This window comes from Pedobacter sp. AC464, assembly GCF_979253075.1.
The window spans coordinates 465,796-488,619 of the sequence record NZ_CEEDBV010000001.1; the positions used below are offsets into that span (position 1 = coordinate 465,796).

Sequence of the window (22,824 nt, forward strand, 5' to 3'; positions counted from 1 at the left end):
ATCTAACAACTTTCGTTTACCAACGTTTAAATCTAAGACTACAAACAAATAATGAAACTGACCCGTATCCCCCATACCCCGCTCTATATTTTTTTTCAACTCTTTCTGATTGTCTATAGCACCTTTCTTTTTAGCGCTGTACCCTCAGGGCTTAAATGCGAATACCTGACAAACCCTATAGGTATAGATAATGGCCATCCAAGACTTACCTGGCTTATGATTGACGCAAGACGGGGCGCGAAGCAGCTGGCCTACCGGGTGTGCCTGGGTACGGATTCCGAACAAACAGCAAAAGGAGAAGGTTTGCTATGGGATTCCGGAAAAGTAATGTCAGCAAACAACCTCGTTCCTTACAGCGGCTCCCCGCTGCAGCCATTCACGAAATATTACTGGAGACTAGAAATTTGGGATATGAACGGTGCTAAACTGAAAGCCGAAATTTCCGATTTTGAAACAGGCATGATGGGCATGGAAAATTGGAAAGGCACCTGGATTAGTGATCGAAACGACATCAATACCTTAGCTGCTCCATATTTCAGGAAAAAATTTTCCACAGGAAAAAAAATCAAGTATGCCAGGGCATACATCGTCGCTGCAGGTCTTTACGAATTTTATATTAACGGTAAAAAGGTTGGTGATCATCGCCTTGATCCAATGTATACCAGATTTGACAGACGGAACCTTTATGTAAGCTATGATGTTACCTCATATTTGTCACCGGGAAACAATGCCATGGGTGTACTGCTCGGCAACGGGTGGTACAATCATCAGTCGCTGGCTGTCTGGAACTTTGACCGTGCGCCTTGGCGTGCAAGACCAGCATTCTGTCTGGATCTCAGAATAACATACACGGACGGGACTATAGAGACCATTAAATCCGGTCCGGAATGGAAAACCAGCCATGGGCCGCTCATTTCAAACAGCATATATACCGGCGAACATTACGATGCACGTCTTGAGCAAAAAGGCTGGAATGCAGTGGGTTTTGATGATTCCAGATGGCGCGGCGTAGCACTTCGTGCTGCACCTTCGCGTAATATAGTTTCTCAAATGATGCACCCGATAAGAAACGTCGAAGAGGTTGCGCCCAAGACAGTGAGAAAATTTGACGACAGTACCTATGTATTTGATCTGGGTAGAAATATTGCTGGAGTGAGCAGGCTCAGGGTTACCGGTGAACACGGTACAGTCATCAGGCTAAGGCATGCGGAAAGGCTTTACGCCAACGGGCATACAGATCTATCCAATATCGATGTTTACCACAGGCCTAAGGATAAATCGGATCCCTTTCAGACCGATATTTTTATTCTAAAGGGTGGTGGCGAAGAAGAATTTGTGCCCCTTTTTAATTACAAGGGATTTCAGTACGTAGAAGTCCTCGCATCAAAACCCATTTCGCTAGAAAGTAAAAGCCTGATGGCATATTTCATGCACAGCGATGTTCCTCCTGTGGGCAGGATTTCCTCCTCTAATGGATTGTTAGACAAACTGTGGTGGGCAACAAACAATTCCTACCTTTCGAATCTTTTCGGCTTGCCAACAGACTGTCCCCAGCGTGAAAAAAACGGATGGACGGGAGACGGTCACTTTGCAGTGGAAACTGGACTTTATAATTTTGACGCTATTACTGTATACGAGAAATGGATGGGCGATCACAGGGACGAGCAGCAGCCAAATGGAGTGCTGCCGGATATCATACCGACCAGTGGATGGGGCTATGGGACCGCCAACGGAACTGACTGGACTAGTACCATAGCAATTATCCCTTGGAATATTTACATGTTTTATGGGGATAGCAAACTGCTAAGGGATAATTATCAAAGCATTAAAAATTATGTAGGCTACGTTGAAAATACGTCTAAGGGCTATCTGACCACATTCGGCAGGGGCGACTGGGTTCCGGTTAAATCCGAGTCGGATTTGGAATACACCTCATCCGTCTATTTTTATGTTGATGCCGATATTCTGGCCAAAGCGGCCAGACTTTTTGGGAACAGCAACGATTATAGTCGATACAGCAGCCTCGCACGAAATATAAAAAAAGCCATCAACGATAAGTTTTTCAATTCCTCAATGGGCATTTACGGTAAGGGCGTTCAAACTGAGCTCGCGATGGCCCTTCAATGGAATATTGTTCCCGATGCCTTCAGGCAAAGGGTCGCCGACAATCTCGCTGCAAGGGTCAAAGCCGACGGAATGCAGATTGATGTTGGGGTGCTCGGTGCAAAGGCTGTTCTGAACGCGCTGAGTGACAACGGCTATAGTGATATTGCCTACGAGTTGGCGACACGGGAAAGCTACCCCGGATGGGGTTGGTGGATTGTAAACGGGGCGACCACACTTCACGAAAACTGGAACATGCAGGCGACCAGGGACATCTCTGACAACCACATGATGTTCGGCGAGATCGGCGCATGGTTTTTCAAGGGTGTTGGTGGAATCAAGATCGATGAAGGAAAACCCGGGTTCGCCAATGTAAATTTAAGACCGCATTTCATTGCATCCCTTCAGCACTTTGAGTCTACCCACAGCGGTCGGTATGGAACCATTAAGTCCTCCTGGAAGCGCAATGCTCAGAGCATTGAATATACTGCTGTCATCCCACCAAATTCGTCAGCTTCACTTAAACTGCCGAAAAACACAGGCAAGGCCGTCTATCTGGATGGCAAATTATCGAAGGCCTCTATTACCCTCGCTGCCGGTACCTACCATTTTCAGATTAGGTAGCCGCCGGATAAATATTTAAGGTCTAAACTGGGTGGGGCTTTTAAGCCCCACTCCGATGATGACTTTACCCTTTGCTTTTACACTGACGTTATTGCTCAGTGCTGAAATATGAAACTCCGTTTGAAAGGTGATCACTTTCATATGAACAGGTTGCAGATAAATGTAGACTTGATAGCGAAATAACCCTGCGCCCGAAAGCAAGGGCGAGGTACTTTCTACCGAGAATTCCCAGAGTGGATTCTGAGCGGATGCCGACCTTTGTCCGGAACTTAGTGACTTTTCTTGACAGGGAACTCTCCTTATAAAACGCGATGAAACAAATGGCTTTTGCAACATCTTTGGAACCCCTTGCAATGCATTCAATTTGGTTGTGTGTCCCTTTGCCACCCACAGCTCAGCAATGCCCTCGCGGTTAGGCACGTTTCGCTGACCTTGACCTTTGAGTTACTGAGACAAAATACAACTGCTTTCAACGAAAAGCTTTCTTGATATCAATAATATTATGTCGGAGACTTCAATTAATCCGGTACAAATTTAGGTTCGACAACCGGCACGCAGAAGAAATTCCGGCATAAACCCGCCTGTGGCCATCCCCGCATTCCCATTTATTCCGTTGCTTCTTCGTGCTTTGGCGGTCGTAAAACCTGTGGCGGCACCATAATTAAATTAAAATATTATGGAAAATGCATTGTATCAGCTAGCCGAAATCGAAATCAGCTACAAACCAAAGTTTAAAGCTTCTCTAAGACCGGAAATTGACTGTTCGCTTAAAGCTTACCATGTTCTGCTCGATAACTGGAACCTGGACAGACTTGAACTTTTAGAAGAATTCAAAATATTATTGCTTAACCGAAGGAATAAGGTGCTCGGCATGGTGAATATCTCTCAAGGGGGAATATCAGGGACAGTTGCAGATGCAAAGATTATCTTTGCGATTACGCTCAAAGCTTGTGCAAGTGGCATCATTCTTTCCCATAACCATCCCTCAGGAGAATCGGATGCCAGTGAGGCCGATATTGCCCTTACCCGACGACTCGTTGAGGTGGGCAAGCTGCTAGACATCAAGGTGCTTGATCATATTATCGTTTGCCCTGATACCTACCTAAGCTTTAAAGATGAAGGGATAATGTAGTTTTTAGCTTCTGTGACCTATTCACAGAAGCTAATTTTCCATTCTAATTAATCTGTCGAGCCCCGCTCCCGAGCTTAAGAAATGCACAAAGTCCGTCTGGCAAACGCCTGACTTCAGTTAGTGCTTTAAAGCCTATCAATCCGGGAACGACGCTATTAGGATATCTAGCACGGATTAAGGCAAACAAGTTTCAGTTTTTGTAAAGGTTATACCGTTATCATAAGATATCGCATTAGGGTTTGAGAACACGGCCTTATTACCTGCCTCTTTTATTTCTCCGCCTCCCTCTATTAAACCCGTCGGCGTTTTCTTAAATATAACCTCCCTGACAGATGTTTGGCCTTCAGCCTCAAAGGCATAATCGCCTTTTAGGATATTGCCGTCAAAAGTTCCCTTGAAAGTTCCCTTGGAATCATCTTTCTCAAAAAAATTATAAATTAACGAACCTTCAACATCATTTTTTGCAACACTGGTAATCGCCAGTTGGAAGGTATCCCTATTCGCCACGAACAGGTAGCAGCCTTTTATGGAGGATTCTGTGCTGTCTGCGAGCGTTTTGCCCGCTGATGTTTCTTTTTTGGATTGCTTACAGCTATAAAATCCACTTAGCAATATGATGAATGCTAAAAAACTTTGTTTAGTGCTCATGATCATTTTTGCTGGGAACATACAAATATGATTCCAATATCGAAGGATTTTTGATATAGTTGTCAAACGAGCCCGATCACGCCCGTCATATTAATAACAGTCGTCTCTATCGCCTGGGTGTCGATTTTGTGGCGCTAGGTGCTTATTGCTATTAAGGGTATTTAGCTGGCCTCTATCCATTTAAGGTATCTATTATGGATTTTCCTAAAACTAAAATCAATCAAGATGCTTAGGATAAGCAAAAGTGGTAAGCTTTAATAATCTTGTAAAGTATGATATTATTTCAATCGTTTGAAACTTAATTAGACGTTGTTTTCTTCGTTTCCTGAATTTTGTTGGACTGCTCTGAGACCTGACTGTGCTATATTTAGTTAAGAAAGGATTAATCAAAACTAATTAACAGCTAGCGATGCTCACAAAAAGTAGCGTTTAGCATTCTAACTAAATTTTTATCTAACCAAATTGCGATGAGTCAAAAAATTAATTTTCCCAAATTAACGGGAACGGCTATGCTTTTATTTTCAGCTTGCCTGGGTGCCTGTGATAAAGATTACACACAGCCCGAAGAAATCAATGAGTCCGCTGGTAAGCTTTCTATTCAAAAAACAATGGCTACAACAGCCGCACAGGCTTACCCCAGTAACATTAATACCCAATTTGATCGTCCGGACGGAGCATACAGCTATTCCGCTGCAAGCAGTGATTTTGCCATGGCAAGCTTGACCGGCTGGAATGAAAGCCGGGCGTACATTTCAGGCGGCTGGGCGAGGGCCACCCTGGCGCCAAACTCGGTATCAAACGGTCTGATAGCAGGGGCTGACATCTCCGACGGATCTGCCTATGAAGCTACCTTTAAGGTTCGTTTTCACAGTCAGTTTGATTGGAGCAGAGGCGGCAAAGTAGGCTTTGGCTTCTTGATTGGCGAAGGCAATACGGGCTGCGACATAGCGACCGACGGAAATGGGGGGAGCCTGAGGCTTATGTGGTACAACAGTGGAAGCCGGGTGTACTTTCAGCCTTATGTTTATCATAGGGATATGGCGGGACCCTGCGGCGATACTTTCGGTAAATCTTACCCTTCAAGTGGCAGCTTACAAAAGGGTTCAACCTATACCGTTCACCTATATGTGAAAAGTAATACCGGTTCCAGTAAAAACGGATGGGTTCAGGTGCTTATTAATGGAACGACCGTACTTGATCAATCTATCCGCTGGACGACCAATGATGCTCAGCGGTTGATTAACCGTCTATCTTTTCATAATTTTAGAGGCGGAAAAGATGTTGCCGTCTGGGGCTCTAGCCAAACCAGCTATATTTATTTTGATGACCTGGTGGTCAAAAAAGTTCAATAGATTCTTCAATAATCCTTTCCTGTTTTTTTCATTAAATATTTCCATTTAATTCCTCGAGCGCAACCAGGTCCAACGGGCCTGGTTGTTCGATTATTCATCAACTGCAGAATGTCTGTTGTTAAACCAAACGCGCGGTGATTTAGCTTTCACAGAAACTCAGCGTGGTGTTCTTAGTCAGCATATTCTAAAATTACTCACAGCGCTTACTATTCAAGAGTCTCCAGAACGTGAAAGGTCATTGCTGAGTTAACTTTGATTGAAGTTTTTTTTCATTCCGACAAGTCAGCATTTCCGAAATCAAGTCCTAAAGGATGCTGTGCCTCAATCTGGTCAGCCAGTAGGTTGAGTACTTCTTCTTGACTACAAGAAGGTGCCGTTTCGATATCAGTAAATTTTCCTGAAGGATAAAAATTGAAATATCCGCCGTTTACAACTCCTTGTGAAACGTCTCATTAACGTATTCATCAAGTACTGATATTCTGAATCTCCATTCACCGCCTATTTTTGAGCAACCTACTTTATGTATATTGGCATCAACCCAGGTAGAGCTTTTTCTTAAATAATCTTGGAGTTCAATCGATGTATACAGTTTATCCGGGGTTTCCAGCTTGTCAAGAATTTTAATAATTAACTGCTCAATATTGCTTATTGGTTGCTCATGCCTTTCCAGGCGAGCACTGTCCATCATCGTGACTGGCTTCATAAAATTTTATTTTAAAACGCAAAAACAATGGCATTAGGTATCTTCTATAAACTATCGAAATTATTTGTCATCGTGGCGGCAATCCTCAAACCGGCTCTATTGGAGTTAGACCCGCTGCGCGAATAGACTTGACCGGTTTAGCATTCAAGGTAATTATACCTATTATCCGGAACCTTCCAGGTGGCGACAGTCAATTAATGCTAATGATTTAATTAGGTTTTAATGCGCCTCCCGGTTGTATTAAATAACCAGGCACCCGAAGAGGTAGAGGAGTTTTTAAACAGATATAGAAACGAGCGCGGAGAAGACGATTCTCAATATAATCCAAATAGAAATTTTTAAAATGCCACGCAGGAAACGACATGAAATACCCCTTGAAGGAATTGCGGGTAAACTCGGAGCGGAAGTGTATAATGAATCGCCTGGGTTTATCTGCATTTTACCAGGTGATATTAATGAAAGTGTGGTAGGCCGCGGCGCATCTGTCGCAGAGCGTTAGACAATTGGGATATAAAATTACAAGCACATCTTAGAAATGCTGAGCAATATGATCCGGTTATATTGCTAGTAAAAACTCAACTGGCCAAAGAAAGTTTCGTTACGCCTCTCCGGGCCGCAGTGCGTTCAACCTGGACGGAAGAAAACAAACCTCAGCATGTCATTGATTTTGAAAATCAGTTTTATTCAGCCAAATCACTCATGAAGTAAATAGCCTCTTCGTAAACTATTGAATATCAGCGATTATTACTAGATTTACTAAAAATAATTCGCTATGGTTCGGACGGGGATAATTCGCTCATACAACAAAGTTGCAAAAGTCGGTATTATCGAAGATGGCAACAACCAAAGAATTAAATTTCATGCTAAACTAAATGGTTTAATCTTTCAAACTGGTGATATTGTTCATTTCGAGATTTACCTTTCTACAAATGGCCTGAATGCTATCAACGTGTTAAACATAATAGAAAGAAACGGCGAAAAGGTCCATTTGAGTTAAACCAGTTTCATCCCTGTAGGTTCACCAATAACAGTGAAATCCTCAATGAGTTCGATTTCTTGTTTTGCCTTTCGCCCTGCTCAAGCAGTTTGAAAACCTTTTCTTGGCCAAACAAGAAGAACGCGGTTTGAAGGTTTTGAGCATACTCGTCACGGTCGCTTCCGCTGTAGTCACGAAACGATAAATTATATTCAAATAGCTGTTCTCCGGTCAACAAATTATTGTGGTTGCGTGTGAGCAGATTTCCTGGCTGTAGAATCGTGTCTAGCTAACGAATCTCTTGATAACGTGTCGTGGTGTACGGTATCTTTACCCATAGGGTCGGATTCTGATTCAGTATGTTTTTCCGGATCGTTAACACAACTGGCAGCGAACATGAATAGACCTGCTGCAATCATTAGTATGTTTCTAGCTTTCATGCATAGTAAACCGAATCCACAATATTAGGTTTTAAATAAGCGTAGAATAACTTTGATTGGGTATAAATACCATGAATCATTTTTGGATAACCTATAAATGGGCACAGGCTTTATACTCAAGGATCGTTAATAGATAAGTCATTTAGCAAGCTTTTCACGAATTCACAGCAGCTCGCGTTGTATATGATGCCATCTCATTTCAGACAACAACCCTTAGCTATGAATGCCAAGGGTAGTTAGTTAAATAGTTAGGATTAGTTTAACATGCCGCTATAAGTGAAGTAGGTAGTCGGAAAATCGTAAATGACAAGGTTACTAAAAGTGGTACTCATACTTGAGTTAAATTTTGAACAATACACATAGGATCAATGAATTCAATAGTTGTATAAGCCATATTCTATCTTAAACCCATCAAAAAATACATCGATATTTATTGTCCCAATTTTCAACCTATGAAACGTTTTTTATTATCAGTTGGCTTAATCTTCACAACGGCAGCAACATTCGCTCAGACAGCACTCAAAATGGACCTAAAACCCAATGGCTTTGTAAATGCTGCGGGCTCAACAAAATCGTTTTTGCAATCTCAAGAATCATACATCGAAACAAGCTTTTAGGAATCCTATATTTAGTTGGTTTGCCATTGCTTGCAGTTTCATTTAGAATGTAAGGCTCGGTTGGCAAGCTTCCATTTCAATGCTATGCAGGTTATTGTTTATTTGGTCTGTTTTCGTCCTTTTACTACACAGCTGGCCCGAGCCTTTTGGTACGGCGGCTTACGTCGTGATTTTACCTTCCATTCCTTTCAACAGCTATTACCTTAATGGCGTGGCATTGTTGAAAACAGTTCAAACGTAACTTTTAACAGTTGGAGACCTAGATGTAGGGAATAGACGTCCGGTTGCAAAAAATGCTTGGGTAGGAACGAATATCGAATAGGTTACTAAATGGTTTTTTTAATAAAAAATACATTGATAGTTAGTTATATGGATTAATGCTACCGTTTAGCTCCTGACCAACCTCTAAATTATGACTCAAATCTGAAACACTTGTTTCAGATTTGAGTACCTTTGTAAGGTCATGGCCAGGAATGTAGAATTTAATGAAGCAGCAGCGATTCAGAAAGCAATGGAAGTATTCTGGAAGAAAGGCTATAATGCAACATCGCTGCGGGATCTTACCGATGCCATGCAGATTAATAGCAGCAGCTTGTATAACACGATCGGAGACAAACAGCAACTATTTCTGCGTTGTGTTCAGCATTATACTGAAATCAGAAAACAGGATTGGGAGAGGCGCTTAACAAGTAAAAGGTCGGCATTGTCCGTGTTAGTCGATTACATACACGAGGCAGTTAATATCATTGTTAACGGTGAAGACAGCTGCATGGCGGTGAAAAGTGCGTTTGAGGTCGCCACCAATGACGAACGCGTAAAGCAAATATTGGTAGCTGATGACCAACGTTCCTACCAGTTTTTACATGACCTCATCAAAAAAGCAATGGATAAAGGCGAGATTTGCAATGATGAAGATCCGGCTCTGCTTGCAGATTATTTCAACAGCACCTGGACAGGCTGGTATGAATCTTACATCCTGCACAAGGACCCGGTTAAGATCAAACGCATGGCTGAATACTTTATTAAACAATTAACTAAATAAATTTTTTTAACAATTCTGAAACATTTGTTTCAGAATGTCAGGGAACACAAACATGGAATTTAAAAATCTTAATGGAAAAAGAGCACTGGTTACCGGTGGTACAAAAGGTATTGGTAAAGCGATTGCCAACGAATTAGCACAAGCTGGTGCAACTGTGATCGTGAGTGCCAGGACGAAGCCGGAGGCTACACCTCATCATTTTATTGCCGCAGACCTGACCGATGCCGATCAGGTAGCAGGGCTCGCTCAGGAAATAGCAGGTACTTTTGGCGGCATCGATATCTTAATCAATAACGTAGGCGGGCTTACCACACCGGGTGGTGGTCATAGCGTACTAACCGATGAACACTGGCAACAGGAGTTAAATTTGAACTTGATCTCTGCAATGCGGCTTGACAGAATACTACTGCCACAAATGATCGCACAAAAAAGCGGTGTGATCATTCATATTTCCTCAGTTGCGGGCAAACAGGCATTATGGAATTTGAACATGGCTTATGCAGTGTCTAAGGCAGCGCTGAATAGCTATAGTAAAGCCCTGGCCACCGAACTGGCTGACAAAGGGGTCCGTGTAATTACCGTAGCTCCAGGTGCCACAAAAACGGAACCGATGATTAAGTTTTTGAATGATTACGCAACTTCAGCTGGTATTACGCCCGAAGAAGGAATGAAACAACTGATGGCACAGACCGGCGGTATTCCGATGGGTCGGATGGCCGAACCTGAAGAGGTGGCTCAGCTTGTGCACTTTTTGGTGTCACCATCCGCTGCTTATCTCACCGGTACTATATATGCTATTGATGGCGGTTCTTTACCCGTGGTCGCTTAACATCCCATGTGCCTCATTTTTGTGGCATCTGCAAAATAATAATCGGTTACATAGGAAGGTTCAATCTACATTAGATTGGACCTTTCTGTTATACCTGCTGGTTGGTCTATGCGCAAGAGGGTACCGATATATCCGCCACAATTGAGGTAACACGCGACAATTAAATTTCCAACTGACGCGACCTGTTATAAAAGTCTAAATCATCTTAAGCGATGCTTGGTGAAGGGTTACATATCCATCGCTGAAAGAATGATTTTCAAGGTTGAAAAAGCTCAGCGTGCAGCTTAGGATTTAATCAAATATTGTGTCATCTATAGGCTTTAGACAAAAGTGACGATAAGCCTCGGAAGTAGGCTAGCCATTTCGGGCCAAAACTGGTTAATGATTGAATTCAAGAAAGCCATTATCCATTTCCCTCTAAACAAAGATAAGGGCGGTTTCACCCATTTTTTCATCATGAAAGCCTACTATTGCTTCAAATTCTTTTAAATCTGTTCTATCAATGCACTAATCTGTGAACATCTAACCGCTCCTGAATTCACCATAATTAAAGCCTTCAAGTCATCTAAAAGTTACTAGATTATCCTAAATAGAGCTAATTGCCCTTACATACTGCTAGCGATGTACTTAATCCATTGAATAGCAAAGTTAAATGCGTCCTTTGATTTGGCAGTATTATGTCCCAATTCAGGGAATAGTTTATATGTATATTGCTTGCCTGTTGCTTTAAGATCACTAATGCGTTCTATGGATAAACCTACTGGTGCTTGTATATCCTTCCCACCATAGAGCCAAAGCCCAGGGATAGAGAGCAGGGAAAGCGCATCACGCGGGTCAGTAGGCGCAAATTGATACTTGTCAGGGTCATTACTGATATGTTTACGTGCGTCCACTTCACTATGCGTTTCCCAGAAGTCCGAATTGCCGTTCGTATAAAACTGAAACCGCAGTTGTTCGAGGGTTGTAACGACTGGTCCACTAAATAAAGTAATAAATTTTACCTTTCGATTCTTCTTTGCTGCCAGAGGGATAATCCATGCAGCCTGACTGAAGCCCATTAAACCCAGCGGAAGACGTTTAGTAGTCAGATGGCCTAAGAAGGCATCAATAGCAGCGCTTGCGTCTAAAGCTAATATGTCTAAATTTGAGGCATCAATGTTATTGGTGCCAACTTCCGGCCCGGCATATGTTCCGCCAGATTTCCCCACCCCACGTTTATCATAGGTCAATACAGCAATGCCGTTTTCGGCTAGAAGTGAAGCTATAGCACTCATTCTGGTTTCCTGACCAGATCCATGGACTAGAACCAGCGCGGCAACCGCATGTTTAGGTATAAAAATAGACTCTTCCAAAATCACACCGGCACTATTGAATTTAATATTCTCAGTCTTGAAATTTTCTTTATGAATAGAATCAGGAGTATTTTGTCCCAGTGATCTCAGCGTGAGAAAGCAAAGCAGAAAAAGTAGATATGGTTTCATTGGTGGTGTTTAAATTGGTTATTAGTCTCCGGTGATAATTTGGCAGGTTCTCGTTGTTTGTTCTGATACACTGGAAATGGTAAGAGTGGTTATAAAGTAATGTTTATATGCTGATCTCCTAGCTAGGACAACATCCCAACTGATAAGGTTACACCCCATCTTATTGAAAGACTATCTATTTCAGGGACAGTGGAACATAATTATCATTTGGGATCCTTACTGCGAAAGTTTTTTGGTTATTGGCCTTCGAACAAGACCATTAGGCAATTTCTTAATTTGCTCTATTACAGCCAGTTAATAGTTCCTAACAATGGCATGTTTTAAGGCTTTAAGAAAAGTCTGACAGTTTAATTGTATTACACTAAATAGTGGTGATGAAGAAGACTACTTTCCCGTCTAACCGGATTTTTGTTTTATTCCAGGTTAGAAACTGATGGTCAAAAGTCTGACAAAACCTATCAAAAAACCCATAAAAATAGCGAAACCAGAAAAGTAAAGCCGTCTCAATATATCAAAAAGGGGTCTTTAGAGAAATATTAGTCGAATGTTCAATCAATCTGCTCCGCAGAATGAATTCGTTCAAAAAATGGTTAGGCACTTTTCAATACAGCTAATCAGCCCATCAATATAACTAACTCTTCGTTGTATCATCTCACTTCATGGCTACTCGTCGCTCGAAATAATTATTTCTTTAAGTCATTTAAGTAGATAAATCAGCTGGAATCAATAAATTATCAGAGATTTTTGTTATGTCATACAATATTATGTAATAATTTTTGTTATTTTCTTATCTTGGTTGCAAATTTAGCGACATTGAATTTAGTTTTAGCAATCAAAAAAGGGGATGAGTCAGCCTTTGAATCCGCGTATAAGCAGTGGCGGGCTAAGGGCTTTCAATATTTTTTGCGAAAGACTTCCTCTAAAGATGACGCGAAAGATTTGTTGCAAAGCACTTTTTTAAAACTATGGTTATATCGGAATGCTCTTAACGAAAGCTATAGTCTGGATCAGCAATTGTTCTATATTGCGCGTAACGTTTTAATCGATTACGTTCGTAAAGCAAACAAAATAAAGAAAATCACATCAGATTTCACGCTAGCAGCATCTCAAAAGACTTCTGAAAATTGCCAGAATACAGCATTTGATACCAAAGAGCAGATTCAAATCATTCTGAATGGAATGCCAGAATTAAGGAAGCAAGTATTTCATCTGCATAAAATTGAAGGATATAGTTACAAAGAAATTGCTTGTTTATTGGAGATTTCGGAAAAGTCAGTAGATAACCATCTTGCCAAGGCCCTGAAAAGGTTGCGTAGAGATTTTCCTTTATCAGTGATTCTCCTATTACTTTTCCTAAAATAAATCAAAAAAAATATTTGGGGCGGAGGACTTTTTAGTCTTACCACGTATTTGTAAATATTATATCCAGAAAATGAATGTGAATGAGGATCTTATTGAAAACTTCTTTTTAAGAGAATGCACTGCATCGGAGGCTCAGGCAGTAGCCGGCTACTTGAAAGAGCAACCTCAGGTTCTGGACAAATATCTAAACAAAGCCGATTGGGATATCGAGGTTGATGATAACTTAATGCCTTTACAATTTTGGGAAGACATTTGGTTGGAAATCAAGCCCCTCAGGCGCAAAAGCTGGTATAGGCTAGCTCATTTAAAATATGCCGTTGCTGCTTCACTGCTTGGTGCGATTATGTTTTTTCTGTTTAATTATTCCGAAAAATCAATTGTTTCTGTGCAGAAGGGTTTTTCAATTGAGCATCGTTTGATAAAAAATACAGGAAGGGAAAAAATGGATATCCTGCTGCCGGATGGATCTAAAGTCGAATTGAATCCAAATGCTTCAATTGAATACAACGAACCATTTCAAAATAAGAAGCGTGATGTAAGCCTCCAGGGTGAGGCGATCTTCGAGGTAGCTAAAGATAAGCTCAGACCGTTCACCGTTTATAGCAATCAGCTTGCTACCACGGCGCTGGGAACCCGTTTCAGAGTGATTTCAAATTCGTTAAGTGAATTAATCATTATTCATTTATATGAAGGCAAAGTTGTGATAAGACCTTCATCATCCCCGAGAAAACAAATGAACGATAAGTTTTATTTACGCCCTGGCGAAGAGTTAATTTACAATAGGAGGAATGCAAGGACAAAGATAGTTTACAAACGATCTGCTCGAATGCAAAAAGAGAAAAATCTACTTCTTTTCCGCCGAGAACCGCTTGCAAATGTGCTTGATCAACTTGCAAGCAGATATAACGTCCATATTCAATATTCACCGGATGATCTTGGAAATATGTACTATATCGGGAGCGTTGATCAAACCGATTCCGCCGAACGAATTTTTGGAAATATTGCAAAATTGAACGGTTTGAAACTCGTGAAATCAAGTGAAAACGAATACCTGATTCAGAAAGAAAATCCTAAAAGACGTTAGCATCATAGCTTAAAAAAGATCTCAAATTAAAACTGACCATGCAAAAAATTAATCGTTTAAGTATTTCGCCAAGCTGCTCGGATTAAGAGAAAAAAGCCAAACAGCATAAGCCACAATTCGGCAAGTAAAAAACGCCTGTATTGGCAATGGCGCTTCCATGCAAAAAAAACCAAATATAAATATGAAATTAATCTACAAAAAACCAAGACTGTTACGACTGGTCAGCCTTGTTATTGTTCTACAGCTGTTTGCCCTTACGCATGCGTTGGCTCAAAATGGGGCGGCAGTTAAAGGGCTTGTCGCCGAAGAAAATAACCTGCCGATACCAGGGGTGACGGTAACAGCTAAAAATCTTAACGGAAAAAATTCGCAAAACACGCAGACGGACCAGGAAGGTATCTTCCAATTTCAAGCACTGGAGCCCGGGGCTTACACATTTATCATTCGCTATGTTGGCTACCAAACACAGACCCTAAGTGGATATAACCTAAAAGCCGGAGATATGATTTCTTTAAGTGCCAAACTTAAGGAAGAAAGTAATGCACTCAACGATGTGGTTGTAGTTGGCTATGGCACACAGAAAAAGGTTAATCTAACAGGCGCTGTCTCGACAGTAAAAATGGATGAAATTCTGGGCGACCGTCCAGTGACTAGCACTGCACAAATATTGCAAGGAGCGGCACCTGGCCTGCAGGTGACCACAAATAGTGGTCAACCAGGCGCTAAAAGTGGGCTTAACATTCGGGGTTTTACTTCAATAAACGGAGGTGGACCACTCGTGCTCGTCGATAATGTTCCGATGGATATGGATGATGTTAACCCGAAAGATATTTCTACAGTTACGGTTTTGAAAGACGCATCAGCTTCTTCTATTTACGGCGCAAGAGCGGCCTTCGGGGTCATCCTGATAACGACCAAGCAGGGCGGTAGAAACCAGCCTATCAAATTTGAATATTCGGGTAATCTGGCCATTACTGAGCCAAGTAACTTGCCTCAAAAAACCACGGTCAGCGAATTTGTTCAGGCGCTTAATGACTTTGGAACAACATCTTACTGGGCTGGACAAAATATTGCAACCTGGCAGGGCTTACTTCAGCAATATGACCAGAATCCCGGACAATTTCCCTCAAATGGGATCGCTACCGTTGCAGGAATTCAGTATCCACTCGCCCAGACTGATATTTATAAAACTTTCATGCCTGGCGGGTTCGAACAGCTTCATAATCTGTCTTTCAGCGGAGGATCTGAAAAATCAAACTTCAGGGTATCCACCGGTTACACCAATCAGGATGGTATTATGGCTACTAAATCCGATGCTTTTACACGTTATAATTTTAATGCTTACCTAAATACTAACCTCACCTCTAAGCTTACCGCCAGTATCAACGTCTTATATAATAATTCCGTAACAAATACCCCAAGGGATTTCGGACAACTCTTTTACAATGCAATCACTTTCGGACCTTATGCACCCACAGATTCTGGAATTGCCCCTAACGGCTCTGTGTTACCATATTACACACCAAATAATATCCTTGAAAAAGAACCATACCGAATAAGCAAGGATAATAACCTTAGAATTTTTGGAAAATTGCAGTATGACCTTTTCAAAGGATTTAAATTAAATGCGGAATATACCTTTAATCAAATCAATAGCAATCAAACAAATCAGGCTACTGTAAATTCATACATCAACCCTTTGAATTTTACGGTTTCTCCGATTAGCGTAAATTCCAGCTATAACAGATACAACAATAGTTCAAATTATAACGCTGTGAACGTCTATGCGAATTATTCCACAGTGATTAAGGAAAAACATAATATTGATTTAGTCGTCGGTACGAATCAGGAAAAAAGTGTACAGAATGATTTTTCAGTAACCCGGCTCGGTGTAATCAGCCAGAACTCCCCATCAATATCTGGAAGCACGGGAACAATTAATAGCAGTGACAGCTTTTCGTCATTTGCGGTTTCGGGTTATTTTGGGAGAATAAATTACAATTATGATGGGAGGTACTTATTCGAGGCCACTGGGAGGTATGACGGCTCCTCCCGTTTCCCATCAAACGGGCGGTTTGGCTTTTTTCCTTCGTTTTCAGCTGGCTGGAACATTATGGCTGAGCCATTTATGAAGCAAGTAAAATCTGTATTTAATGTGCTAAAGATCAGAGCTTCATATGGTGAGATAGGTAATCAGGTGGTCTTATTCCCTGGGGGCGGCCAAAATTATTATCCGTATATCCCTGCCTCCACGCCTGGAAATTCAAGCTGGATTGATCCCGTAACAGGGGTTTTGAGGGTAACTGTTCCTCCGCCGGCATTGGTAAGTGCCAGTTTTACCTGGGAACGTGTACAGACCTCAAATCTTGGACTTGACCTTGGGTTCTTTGATAACCGTCTGACGGGCTCTGTCGAAGCTTATATTCGGAAAACACTGGGTATGCTTGCCCCAAGTAATGAACTTCCTGCAGTACTTGGAGCTGCTGCCCCGTTGCAAAATGTTGCTGATCTAAAAGTGAAAGGATGGGAAATCAATTTAGGATGGAATGATAAAATAAATGACCTACGATACTCACTAAATTTCAACCTTTCCAATAATCAGGCCTACATAACTAATTATGATAACCCTGGCGGACTACTTAATTTTAATGCGGATGGAACAATTGCCAATTACTATGTCGGACAAAGAATTGGCGATATCTGGGGGTACCAAACTGCTGGTTTTTTTAAAAATAGTGACTTCGTTCCCGGCACGCTTAATCCCGGATTACAAAATGGAACCTTGCTGCCAGGCGTGGCGCCTTTCAGAGGTGTAGCCCAGAATCCTGGCGATATCCGTTTTGTAGATTTAAATGGCGACGGGACGATATTTACAGGTAACAACACGCTTTCAAATCCAGGAGACCGTAACATAATTGGAAACAATAACCGCCAGTTACAATTTGGCTTTAACGGGAATTTAAGTTATAAAAACATTGATTTTTCTTTCTTCCTTAGCGGCGTGGGAAAAAGGGACATCTGGATCAGTAACCAAGTCTATTTTCCTTACCTTGACCAATTTAGCGGAATTTTTACCAATGAGTTAAATTATTGGACACCCAGCAACACCGAGGCGTTTTTCCCAAGGTCATATTCTAATGCATCAGGAAATACCGGTACGAGCAGGCTTGTACAAACACGATATTTATCAAACGGCGCCTACTTAAGGTTGAAAAATATCTCTTTAGGTTACACATTGCCATCAAAGCTTTTCAAAGATAAGATTAAGGCAAGGGTATTCTTATCAGGTGAAAATCTGGTCACCTTAGATCATCTTCCCGAGGGCCTGGATGCCGAATCGCAAAACTTGGGTAGTGGCGGGATTTACCCATTCATCAAAAAATACAGTTTTGGTGCAAATATTAGTTTTTAAAACTTATTGAACTTAAAAAGTCAAGACAAAAACATGAAAATTATGAAACGCAATATTTATCTAATACGTAAAATTCAGCTGCTCGCATCGGCTTTTCTATTGCTTTTGGCAGTGGGTTGCAATAAGCTGGAGCTAAAGCCGGAGGGCCAGCTTACTTTGGAAAATACACTCTCAGATTATAACGGGTTTTTAACCTACTCATGGCAATTTTACAACGCTTTTCCCGGCTATACCAATGAAATGCTGGATAAGGATTTAAACAGCGATATGTTTGCCATAGCAAATCCAAACGGTCAGTCTCAATGGATTTGGCAGCAAATCACGATTCCTTCATCTGCAGGCACCTATTCAGGCCCATATACAAACATCAGAACAATTAACTTAATGCTGGATCAAATTGACGGCTCTTCTCTCAGTGCAACTGACAAAGAACATTGGCGCTGCATAGGCTACTTTTTTAGGGCTTACAACTATTCCAATCTCCTAAATTTGTACGGAGATGTTCCTTACATAGAACATGCACTTAACGATAAATCTGAAGAGCTTACAATGCCCCGAACCGCTCGAGATGTTGTCGCCGCCAACATTTTGAAGGATTTGCAATATGCTGAAGCAAACCTGAAAAACGGTGATGGAGAGAACACTGTAAATGCAAACGTAGTTAGGGCACTAATCTCGCGCTTCGGTTTAAGAGAAGGTACCTGGCGAAAGTATCATAACCTAAATGATGGCGACAAATTTTTAACTGCTAGTGTTGATGCTTCGACCAAGCTGATTGCTGCCTTTCCCAGCCTCAATCCAAACTACGATTTAGACTTCAACAGCGTTTCATTAGCAGGCGTACAGGGGATTTTGCTTTATAAAGCTTATGTCGCCAATCAGATTACCCATGGGCTCTCTACTCAAAACCGAAACTCGTCCGGACGATACGATCTTACCAAGGCAGCTGCCGATATGTTTTTAATGAGCGATGGACAGACGCGTTTTACAAGTCCGCTTTTTCAGGGAGATAAGTCTGCTTTTACAGAGTTTAGGAATAGGGATAAAAGATTGTATTACACTGTACCGCCTCCATACGTCGTTAATACCACGCCTCCGAGTTTAAATTTTACCTATACCACCAGTCCCATTGATACATCCTATTTTGGCATAATGAAATCGATTTCCGATGCAACACATAAAACGCTTCCATCACGTAACTGGAATGGTTTTGTTGTGCGCCAGGAACCACATTACGTTGATTTTCCAAATGGTCAACCGTATAACGTCACCTACACAGGTTATCGCTTTTATAAGTATTACAATCAGCAGGTACAGGATGCTCAAGGCCAGGATATAAGTGACTGTCCATTGTTTAGAATGGGTGAGGTATTGGCGAATCATGCGGAAGCCACCTTCGAACTTGGTGCTTTTAGTCAGGCAACTGCTAACGCCACAATTAATAAACTTCGTGAAAGGGGGGGTGTGGCACCACTGAATTTGGCTGCAGTCGCGCAAGATCCAGGGCGAGATCCCAGCGTCAACAACGTTTTGTGGGAGATTAGAAGAGAGCGGGCCGTGGAGTTAATTGGCGAAGGGTTTCGGTTTGACGACCTGAGACGATGGAAAAAAATGGAATATGCACTTAAGGAAAAGCTAGGAAGATATTTGACAAAAGGAACTGATGTTCCATCAAACAGCATCATTCCTCTACAAAATGGCGCAAGTGCTGGTTATATTTCATATCTTGGAATACCTCCCGGTCTGTTTCCTGACTATTATTATCTTTATCCAATTCCATCAAACCAGATTGTTCTTAACCCAAAAATTGTTCAAAATCCGGGTTGGAAATAGCAGAAAAAAAGGCCTCGTTTGGTCCGTCAGAGCGAGGCTGTTTTTGGCCGCCAGAAATATATAGAAATGTTCAACTCGTTAAAAAAATGCCTCCCAGTAACGCTCAGCTTCACTTCATTAAAATTTTTCTAATCATGAGATCACTAATTGTCTTGCTAATCACTTTAAGAGCTATAAACAGATACTTTTTGTTTACCCTGCTATTTTTATCATGCGGACTTGCCATTGCTCAAAAGCCTAATGTCGTGTTTATTTTAGTTGATGATATGGGGTATGGTGATCTGGGCTGCTACGGACAGAAGTTAATTGAAACTCCAAATATAGATAAGATTGCAGCCGATGGAATGAGGTTCAGCCAGTTCTATGCAGGTACATCAGTTTGTGCTCCGTCTCGAGCGTCTTTGATGACCGGCTTGCACACCGGTCACACTCCGGTACAGGGCAATTATGAAATAAAGCCGGAAGGACAACTTCCACTCCCAGATTCTACTATTACTTTACCGGAACTTTTTAAAAAAGCAGGTTATAAAACCGGTGCGTTTGGTAAATGGGGGTTGGGCTATCCCGGGTCGGAAGGCGACCCTGTCAATCAGGGTATGGATGTCTTTTTTGGTTATAACTGCCAAAGGCAATCGCACAACTATTTTCCAGACCACCTGTGGAGCAACTTCCAAAGGGTGGCACTCAACAATACGATAAGTAAACAAATAGCGTATGCACCAGACCTTATCCAACAGAGGGCTATACAGTTTATAAAGGAAAATAAATCTAAACCGTTTTTTCTTTATCTTGCCTATACGCTTCCACATGCAGCCCTTCAACTACCTGATGGCGATAAAACCTTTGAGTACTACAAGGCAAAATTTAACGAACAGCCTAAAAAAGTTAACCGCGACTGGGATGGAACTGGATATCAACCGCAAGCCTATCCGCATGCTGCATATGCCGCTATGGTAACTAAGGTTGACAATTACGTTGCCGAAGTAATGCGAAACTTGAAAGCTCAAGGCCTTGATAAAAACACTATAATCATTTTTTCAAGTGATAATGGTCCACACGTTGAAGGCGGAAATGATCCTGGCTATTTCAATAGTAGTGGCGGTTTTAAAGGGGTCAAAAGGACACTGAATGAGGGGGGAATCAGGACCCCATTAATTGTAGCCTGGCCGGGAAGAATCAAACCAGGACAAGTTTCGAGTCACATCGGTGCATTTTGGGATTTCTTTCCAACATTTTCTGAATTGATAGGGCAGAAAGTCAAATCCCCTACAGATGGCATTTCCATTCTGCCAGTACTGCTCGGTAAGACAAAAAATACTCAGCACAAATTTCTTTATTGGGAATTTCATGAGGATGGCGGACGACAGGCCGTGAGGTTAGGGAAATGGAAAGCCATTAAAGAAAATGTTATAAATAATCCAAATTCGCCAATAGCACTCTATGATCTGACTGCTGACCCAAAAGAAAGTACAGATCAAGCCTCAGCTTACCCCGGTCTTGTTGAAAAGATTAAAAACATAATGAAAGCCGAGCATACCGAAAATGAAAATTTTCCCTTTACGAAAAGATAATAACAGACAGTCAGAAAGCAGTAGACAGCAGAATTTTAAACAAGTAAATATAAATCACATGCAACCATATAGTTTAAAGTGGTCTATTATTGGACTCCTTTTGTGTTGTTCAATATATGCGAGTGCCCAAGTTAAGGCGAACGCACAAAAAAGACCAAACATCATCATCATAGTATCCGATGATCATGCCTACCAGTCCATCAGCGCTTATGGAAGCAAATTGATGAAAACACCAAATATAGACCGTATCGCCAGTGAGGGCGTAAAATTTAACAAAGCGTATGTTACCAACTCCATTTGTGGACCAAGCCGTGCTGTAATCCTAACAGGAAAGTATAGTCATAAGAATGGATTCAAAGACAATGAGAGTTCTGTATTTAATGGTGACCAGGATAGTTTTATTAAGCAACTGAAAAATAGCGGATATCAGACGGCATGGATTGGAAAATGGCACCTGGAAAGTAAGCCCCAGGGATTTGATTTTTGGCAAATACTTCCAGATCAGGGGCAATATTATAACCCTGATTTTAACACGATGGATGGCTCCAAAAAACGTTTCTCTGGATATGTATCGAATGTTATTGAAGATCAAAGTGAGCAATGGCTTGATGGTAGAGACAAAGAAAAACCGTTTTGTCTGGTTATCGGGCACAAAGCCACGCATCGCGTTTGGCTACCCGATACAGTAGATTTGGGTAGCTTCGACAAGGTGAAATTTCCTTTGCCCGCAAATTTCTACGATGATTATAAAGGTAGAGAAGCCGCTAAAATCCAGGACATGTCCATAGCGAAAACCATGATTATGGGATACGACCTCAAAATGTTTGGCAGTGAAGAAGCCGAGAGTCTTGATGGAAACTTTAAACGAATGGATGCCAGTCAGCGGGCTGCGGTTGACGCTTACTATAAGCCCATTCAAAACGATTTCAATAAGGCAAAGTTAACGGGAAATGCCCTGACAGAGTGGAAGTTCCAGCGGTATTTACGGGACTACCTGAGTACAGCGAAATCTTTGGATCGCAACATCGGGCGAACATTAAATTATTTGGACAAGCATAATCTGAAAGAAAACACCGTGGTGGTTTATCTCTCGGATCAAGGTTTTTATCTTGGCGAACATGGATGGTTCGATAAACGTTGGATTTACGAAGAATCTTTTCGCACACCCATGGTAATGCGTTATCCAGGAGTCATCAAGCCAGGCTCAGTTTCCGAAAACCTCGTCATGAATTTAGACATTGCCCCAACAGTCCTTAATATTGCGAAAATCGATATTCCTAAGGACATGCAGGGCAATTCGATGCTGCCTGCCCTCAAGGATGAAAAGAAAGGCCGCAAAGTTTTATATTATCATTATTACGAAAATGGGGAGCACTCGGTATCGCCGCATTTTGGTATTCGTACCCAAAGATACAAACTTATCCGCTTTTACAAACGGGTAAATGGGTGGGAACTTTATGATTTAAAGAACGATCCCCGTGAAATGCATAATATCTATAATGAAAACGGTTCGGTAAAAATCAAAGCTGATTTGAAGAAAGAGTTGCTTGCCCAAATTGATAAGTTCGACGACCAGGATGCAAAAATTATTTTCAAGAAAAACTAACATTCGAAG

19 protein-coding genes are annotated in these 22,824 nt (G+C 41.6%); 14 read left to right on the forward strand and 5 right to left on the reverse strand.

What is annotated here, in order from left to right; translation table 11 throughout:
* Positions 1-51 precede the first annotated feature (51 nt).
* Positions 52-2,727, forward strand: coding sequence for an alpha-L-rhamnosidase (locus tag AC0IWT_RS02010; protein ID WP_471795758.1), 2,676 nt, complete (start codon positions 52-54; stop codon positions 2,725-2,727).
* A 15-nt stretch (positions 2,728-2,742) separates the two neighbouring features.
* Here AC0IWT_RS02010 and AC0IWT_RS02015 read toward each other — a convergent pair whose 3' ends face one another.
* Entirely contained in the window at positions 2,743-3,147 is a 405-nt protein-coding gene (locus AC0IWT_RS02015; protein WP_471795759.1) for a hypothetical protein, read from the reverse strand.
* 256 nt (positions 3,148-3,403) lie between these two features.
* On the opposite strand from AC0IWT_RS02015, the gene AC0IWT_RS02020 reads away from it, so the two are divergent.
* Positions 3,404-3,859, forward strand: coding sequence for a JAB domain-containing protein (locus AC0IWT_RS02020; protein WP_471795760.1), 456 nt, complete (start codon positions 3,404-3,406; stop codon positions 3,857-3,859).
* A gap of 174 nt (positions 3,860-4,033) precedes the next feature.
* Here the strand turns inward: AC0IWT_RS02020 and AC0IWT_RS02025 are convergent, their stop codons facing one another.
* Positions 4,034-4,507: a hypothetical protein gene (locus AC0IWT_RS02025; RefSeq protein WP_471795761.1), complete on the reverse strand. Its 474-nt coding sequence runs from the start codon at positions 4,505-4,507 to the stop codon at positions 4,034-4,036.
* A 467-nt stretch (positions 4,508-4,974) separates the two neighbouring features.
* On the opposite strand from AC0IWT_RS02025, the gene AC0IWT_RS02030 reads away from it, so the two are divergent.
* Complete coding sequence (locus tag AC0IWT_RS02030; protein ID WP_471795762.1) at positions 4,975-5,859, forward strand: polysaccharide lyase; 885 nt, start codon at positions 4,975-4,977, stop codon at positions 5,857-5,859.
* A 427-nt stretch (positions 5,860-6,286) separates the two neighbouring features.
* On the opposite strand, the gene AC0IWT_RS02035 is transcribed toward AC0IWT_RS02030, so the two are convergent.
* A complete protein-coding gene (locus AC0IWT_RS02035; protein WP_471795763.1) occupies positions 6,287-6,562 on the reverse strand; it encodes a hypothetical protein in 276 nt (91 codons plus the stop codon).
* Positions 6,563-6,905: 343 nt separating this feature from the next.
* Between AC0IWT_RS02035 and AC0IWT_RS02040 the strand changes: the two genes are divergently transcribed.
* Together AC0IWT_RS02040 and AC0IWT_RS02045 are read left to right on the forward strand one after the other, a co-directional pair.
* A complete protein-coding gene (locus AC0IWT_RS02040; RefSeq protein ID WP_471795764.1) occupies positions 6,906-7,061 on the forward strand; it encodes a hypothetical protein in 156 nt (51 codons plus the stop codon).
* Positions 7,062-7,334: 273 nt separating this feature from the next.
* The gene (locus AC0IWT_RS02045; RefSeq protein ID WP_471795765.1) at positions 7,335-7,559 is read left to right on the forward strand and encodes a hypothetical protein; all 225 of its coding nucleotides are present in this window, start codon (positions 7,335-7,337) and stop codon (positions 7,557-7,559) included.
* A 218-nt stretch (positions 7,560-7,777) separates the two neighbouring features.
* On the opposite strand, the gene AC0IWT_RS02050 is transcribed toward AC0IWT_RS02045, so the two are convergent.
* Positions 7,778-7,978: a hypothetical protein gene (locus tag AC0IWT_RS02050; protein WP_471795766.1), complete on the reverse strand. Its 201-nt coding sequence runs from the start codon at positions 7,976-7,978 to the stop codon at positions 7,778-7,780.
* A gap of 452 nt (positions 7,979-8,430) precedes the next feature.
* Here AC0IWT_RS02050 and AC0IWT_RS02055 point away from each other — a divergent pair, with 452 nt between their 5' ends.
* The 3 genes from AC0IWT_RS02055 (at position 8,431) to AC0IWT_RS02065 (ending at position 10,466) form a co-directional block, all read left to right on the forward strand.
* A complete protein-coding gene (locus AC0IWT_RS02055) occupies positions 8,431-8,595 on the forward strand; it encodes a hypothetical protein (RefSeq protein ID WP_471795767.1) in 165 nt (54 codons plus the stop codon).
* Between the two features lie 463 nt (positions 8,596-9,058).
* A complete protein-coding gene (locus AC0IWT_RS02060) occupies positions 9,059-9,637 on the forward strand; it encodes a TetR/AcrR family transcriptional regulator (RefSeq protein WP_471795768.1) in 579 nt (192 codons plus the stop codon).
* 52 nt (positions 9,638-9,689) lie between these two features.
* Positions 9,690-10,466, forward strand: a complete 777-nt coding sequence (locus AC0IWT_RS02065; RefSeq protein ID WP_471795769.1) for an SDR family oxidoreductase — start codon at positions 9,690-9,692, stop codon at positions 10,464-10,466.
* Between the two features lie 605 nt (positions 10,467-11,071).
* Here AC0IWT_RS02065 and AC0IWT_RS02070 read toward each other — a convergent pair.
* On the reverse strand, positions 11,072-11,947 hold the full coding sequence (locus AC0IWT_RS02070) for an alpha/beta hydrolase family protein (protein WP_471795770.1): 876 nt from the start codon (positions 11,945-11,947) through the stop codon (positions 11,072-11,074).
* Positions 11,948-12,760: 813 nt separating this feature from the next.
* Between AC0IWT_RS02070 and AC0IWT_RS02075 the strand changes: the two genes are divergently transcribed.
* The 6 genes from AC0IWT_RS02075 (at position 12,761) to AC0IWT_RS02100 (ending at position 22,815) form a co-directional block, all read left to right on the forward strand.
* On the forward strand, positions 12,761-13,309 hold the full coding sequence (locus AC0IWT_RS02075) for an RNA polymerase sigma factor (RefSeq protein WP_471795771.1): 549 nt from the start codon (positions 12,761-12,763) through the stop codon (positions 13,307-13,309).
* A gap of 70 nt (positions 13,310-13,379) precedes the next feature.
* Positions 13,380-14,393 (forward strand): FecR family protein, encoded by a 1,014-nt coding sequence (locus AC0IWT_RS02080; protein ID WP_471795772.1) that lies wholly within the window; start codon positions 13,380-13,382, stop codon positions 14,391-14,393.
* Positions 14,394-14,574: 181 nt separating this feature from the next.
* Positions 14,575-17,805 (forward strand): SusC/RagA family TonB-linked outer membrane protein, encoded by a 3,231-nt coding sequence (locus AC0IWT_RS02085; RefSeq protein ID WP_471795773.1) that lies wholly within the window; start codon positions 14,575-14,577, stop codon positions 17,803-17,805.
* Positions 17,806-17,847: 42 nt separating this feature from the next.
* On the forward strand, positions 17,848-19,638 hold the full coding sequence (locus tag AC0IWT_RS02090; RefSeq protein ID WP_471795774.1) for a RagB/SusD family nutrient uptake outer membrane protein: 1,791 nt from the start codon (positions 17,848-17,850) through the stop codon (positions 19,636-19,638).
* Positions 19,629-21,209: an arylsulfatase gene (locus AC0IWT_RS02095; protein ID WP_471795775.1), complete on the forward strand. Its 1,581-nt coding sequence runs from the start codon at positions 19,629-19,631 to the stop codon at positions 21,207-21,209. Before AC0IWT_RS02090 ends, AC0IWT_RS02095 begins: the two co-directional genes overlap by 10 nt.
* Before the next feature lie 58 nt (positions 21,210-21,267).
* Positions 21,268-22,815, forward strand: coding sequence for a sulfatase family protein (locus AC0IWT_RS02100; protein ID WP_471795776.1), 1,548 nt, complete (start codon positions 21,268-21,270; stop codon positions 22,813-22,815).
* Positions 22,816-22,824: the final 9 nt, after the last annotated feature.

Bases quoted from the DNA above. Each gene is read 5' to 3' on its own strand.
- AC0IWT_RS02010 (WP_471795758.1), top strand. From the start codon at position 52: ATGAAACTGACCCGTATCCCCCATACCCCGCTCTATATTTTTTTTCAA.
- AC0IWT_RS02020 (WP_471795760.1), top strand. From the start codon at position 3,404: ATGGAAAATGCATTGTATCAGCTAGCCGAAATCGAAATCAGCTACAAA.
- AC0IWT_RS02025 (WP_471795761.1), bottom strand. From the start codon at position 4,507: ATGAGCACTAAACAAAGTTTTTTAGCATTCATCATATTGCTAAGTGGA.
- AC0IWT_RS02030 (WP_471795762.1), top strand. From the start codon at position 4,975: ATGAGTCAAAAAATTAATTTTCCCAAATTAACGGGAACGGCTATGCTT.
- AC0IWT_RS02035 (WP_471795763.1), bottom strand. From the start codon at position 6,562: ATGAAGCCAGTCACGATGATGGACAGTGCTCGCCTGGAAAGGCATGAG.
- AC0IWT_RS02040 (WP_471795764.1), top strand. From the start codon at position 6,906: ATGCCACGCAGGAAACGACATGAAATACCCCTTGAAGGAATTGCGGGT.
- AC0IWT_RS02045 (WP_471795765.1), top strand. From the start codon at position 7,335: ATGGTTCGGACGGGGATAATTCGCTCATACAACAAAGTTGCAAAAGTC.
- AC0IWT_RS02050 (WP_471795766.1), bottom strand. From the start codon at position 7,978: ATGAAAGCTAGAAACATACTAATGATTGCAGCAGGTCTATTCATGTTC.
- AC0IWT_RS02055 (WP_471795767.1), top strand. From the start codon at position 8,431: ATGAAACGTTTTTTATTATCAGTTGGCTTAATCTTCACAACGGCAGCA.
- AC0IWT_RS02060 (WP_471795768.1), top strand. From the start codon at position 9,059: ATGGCCAGGAATGTAGAATTTAATGAAGCAGCAGCGATTCAGAAAGCA.
- AC0IWT_RS02065 (WP_471795769.1), top strand. From the start codon at position 9,690: ATGGAATTTAAAAATCTTAATGGAAAAAGAGCACTGGTTACCGGTGGT.
- AC0IWT_RS02070 (WP_471795770.1), bottom strand. From the start codon at position 11,947: ATGAAACCATATCTACTTTTTCTGCTTTGCTTTCTCACGCTGAGATCA.
- AC0IWT_RS02080 (WP_471795772.1), top strand. From the start codon at position 13,380: ATGAATGTGAATGAGGATCTTATTGAAAACTTCTTTTTAAGAGAATGC.
- AC0IWT_RS02085 (WP_471795773.1), top strand. From the start codon at position 14,575: ATGAAATTAATCTACAAAAAACCAAGACTGTTACGACTGGTCAGCCTT.
- AC0IWT_RS02090 (WP_471795774.1), top strand. From the start codon at position 17,848: ATGAAACGCAATATTTATCTAATACGTAAAATTCAGCTGCTCGCATCG.
- AC0IWT_RS02100 (WP_471795776.1), top strand. From the start codon at position 21,268: ATGCAACCATATAGTTTAAAGTGGTCTATTATTGGACTCCTTTTGTGT.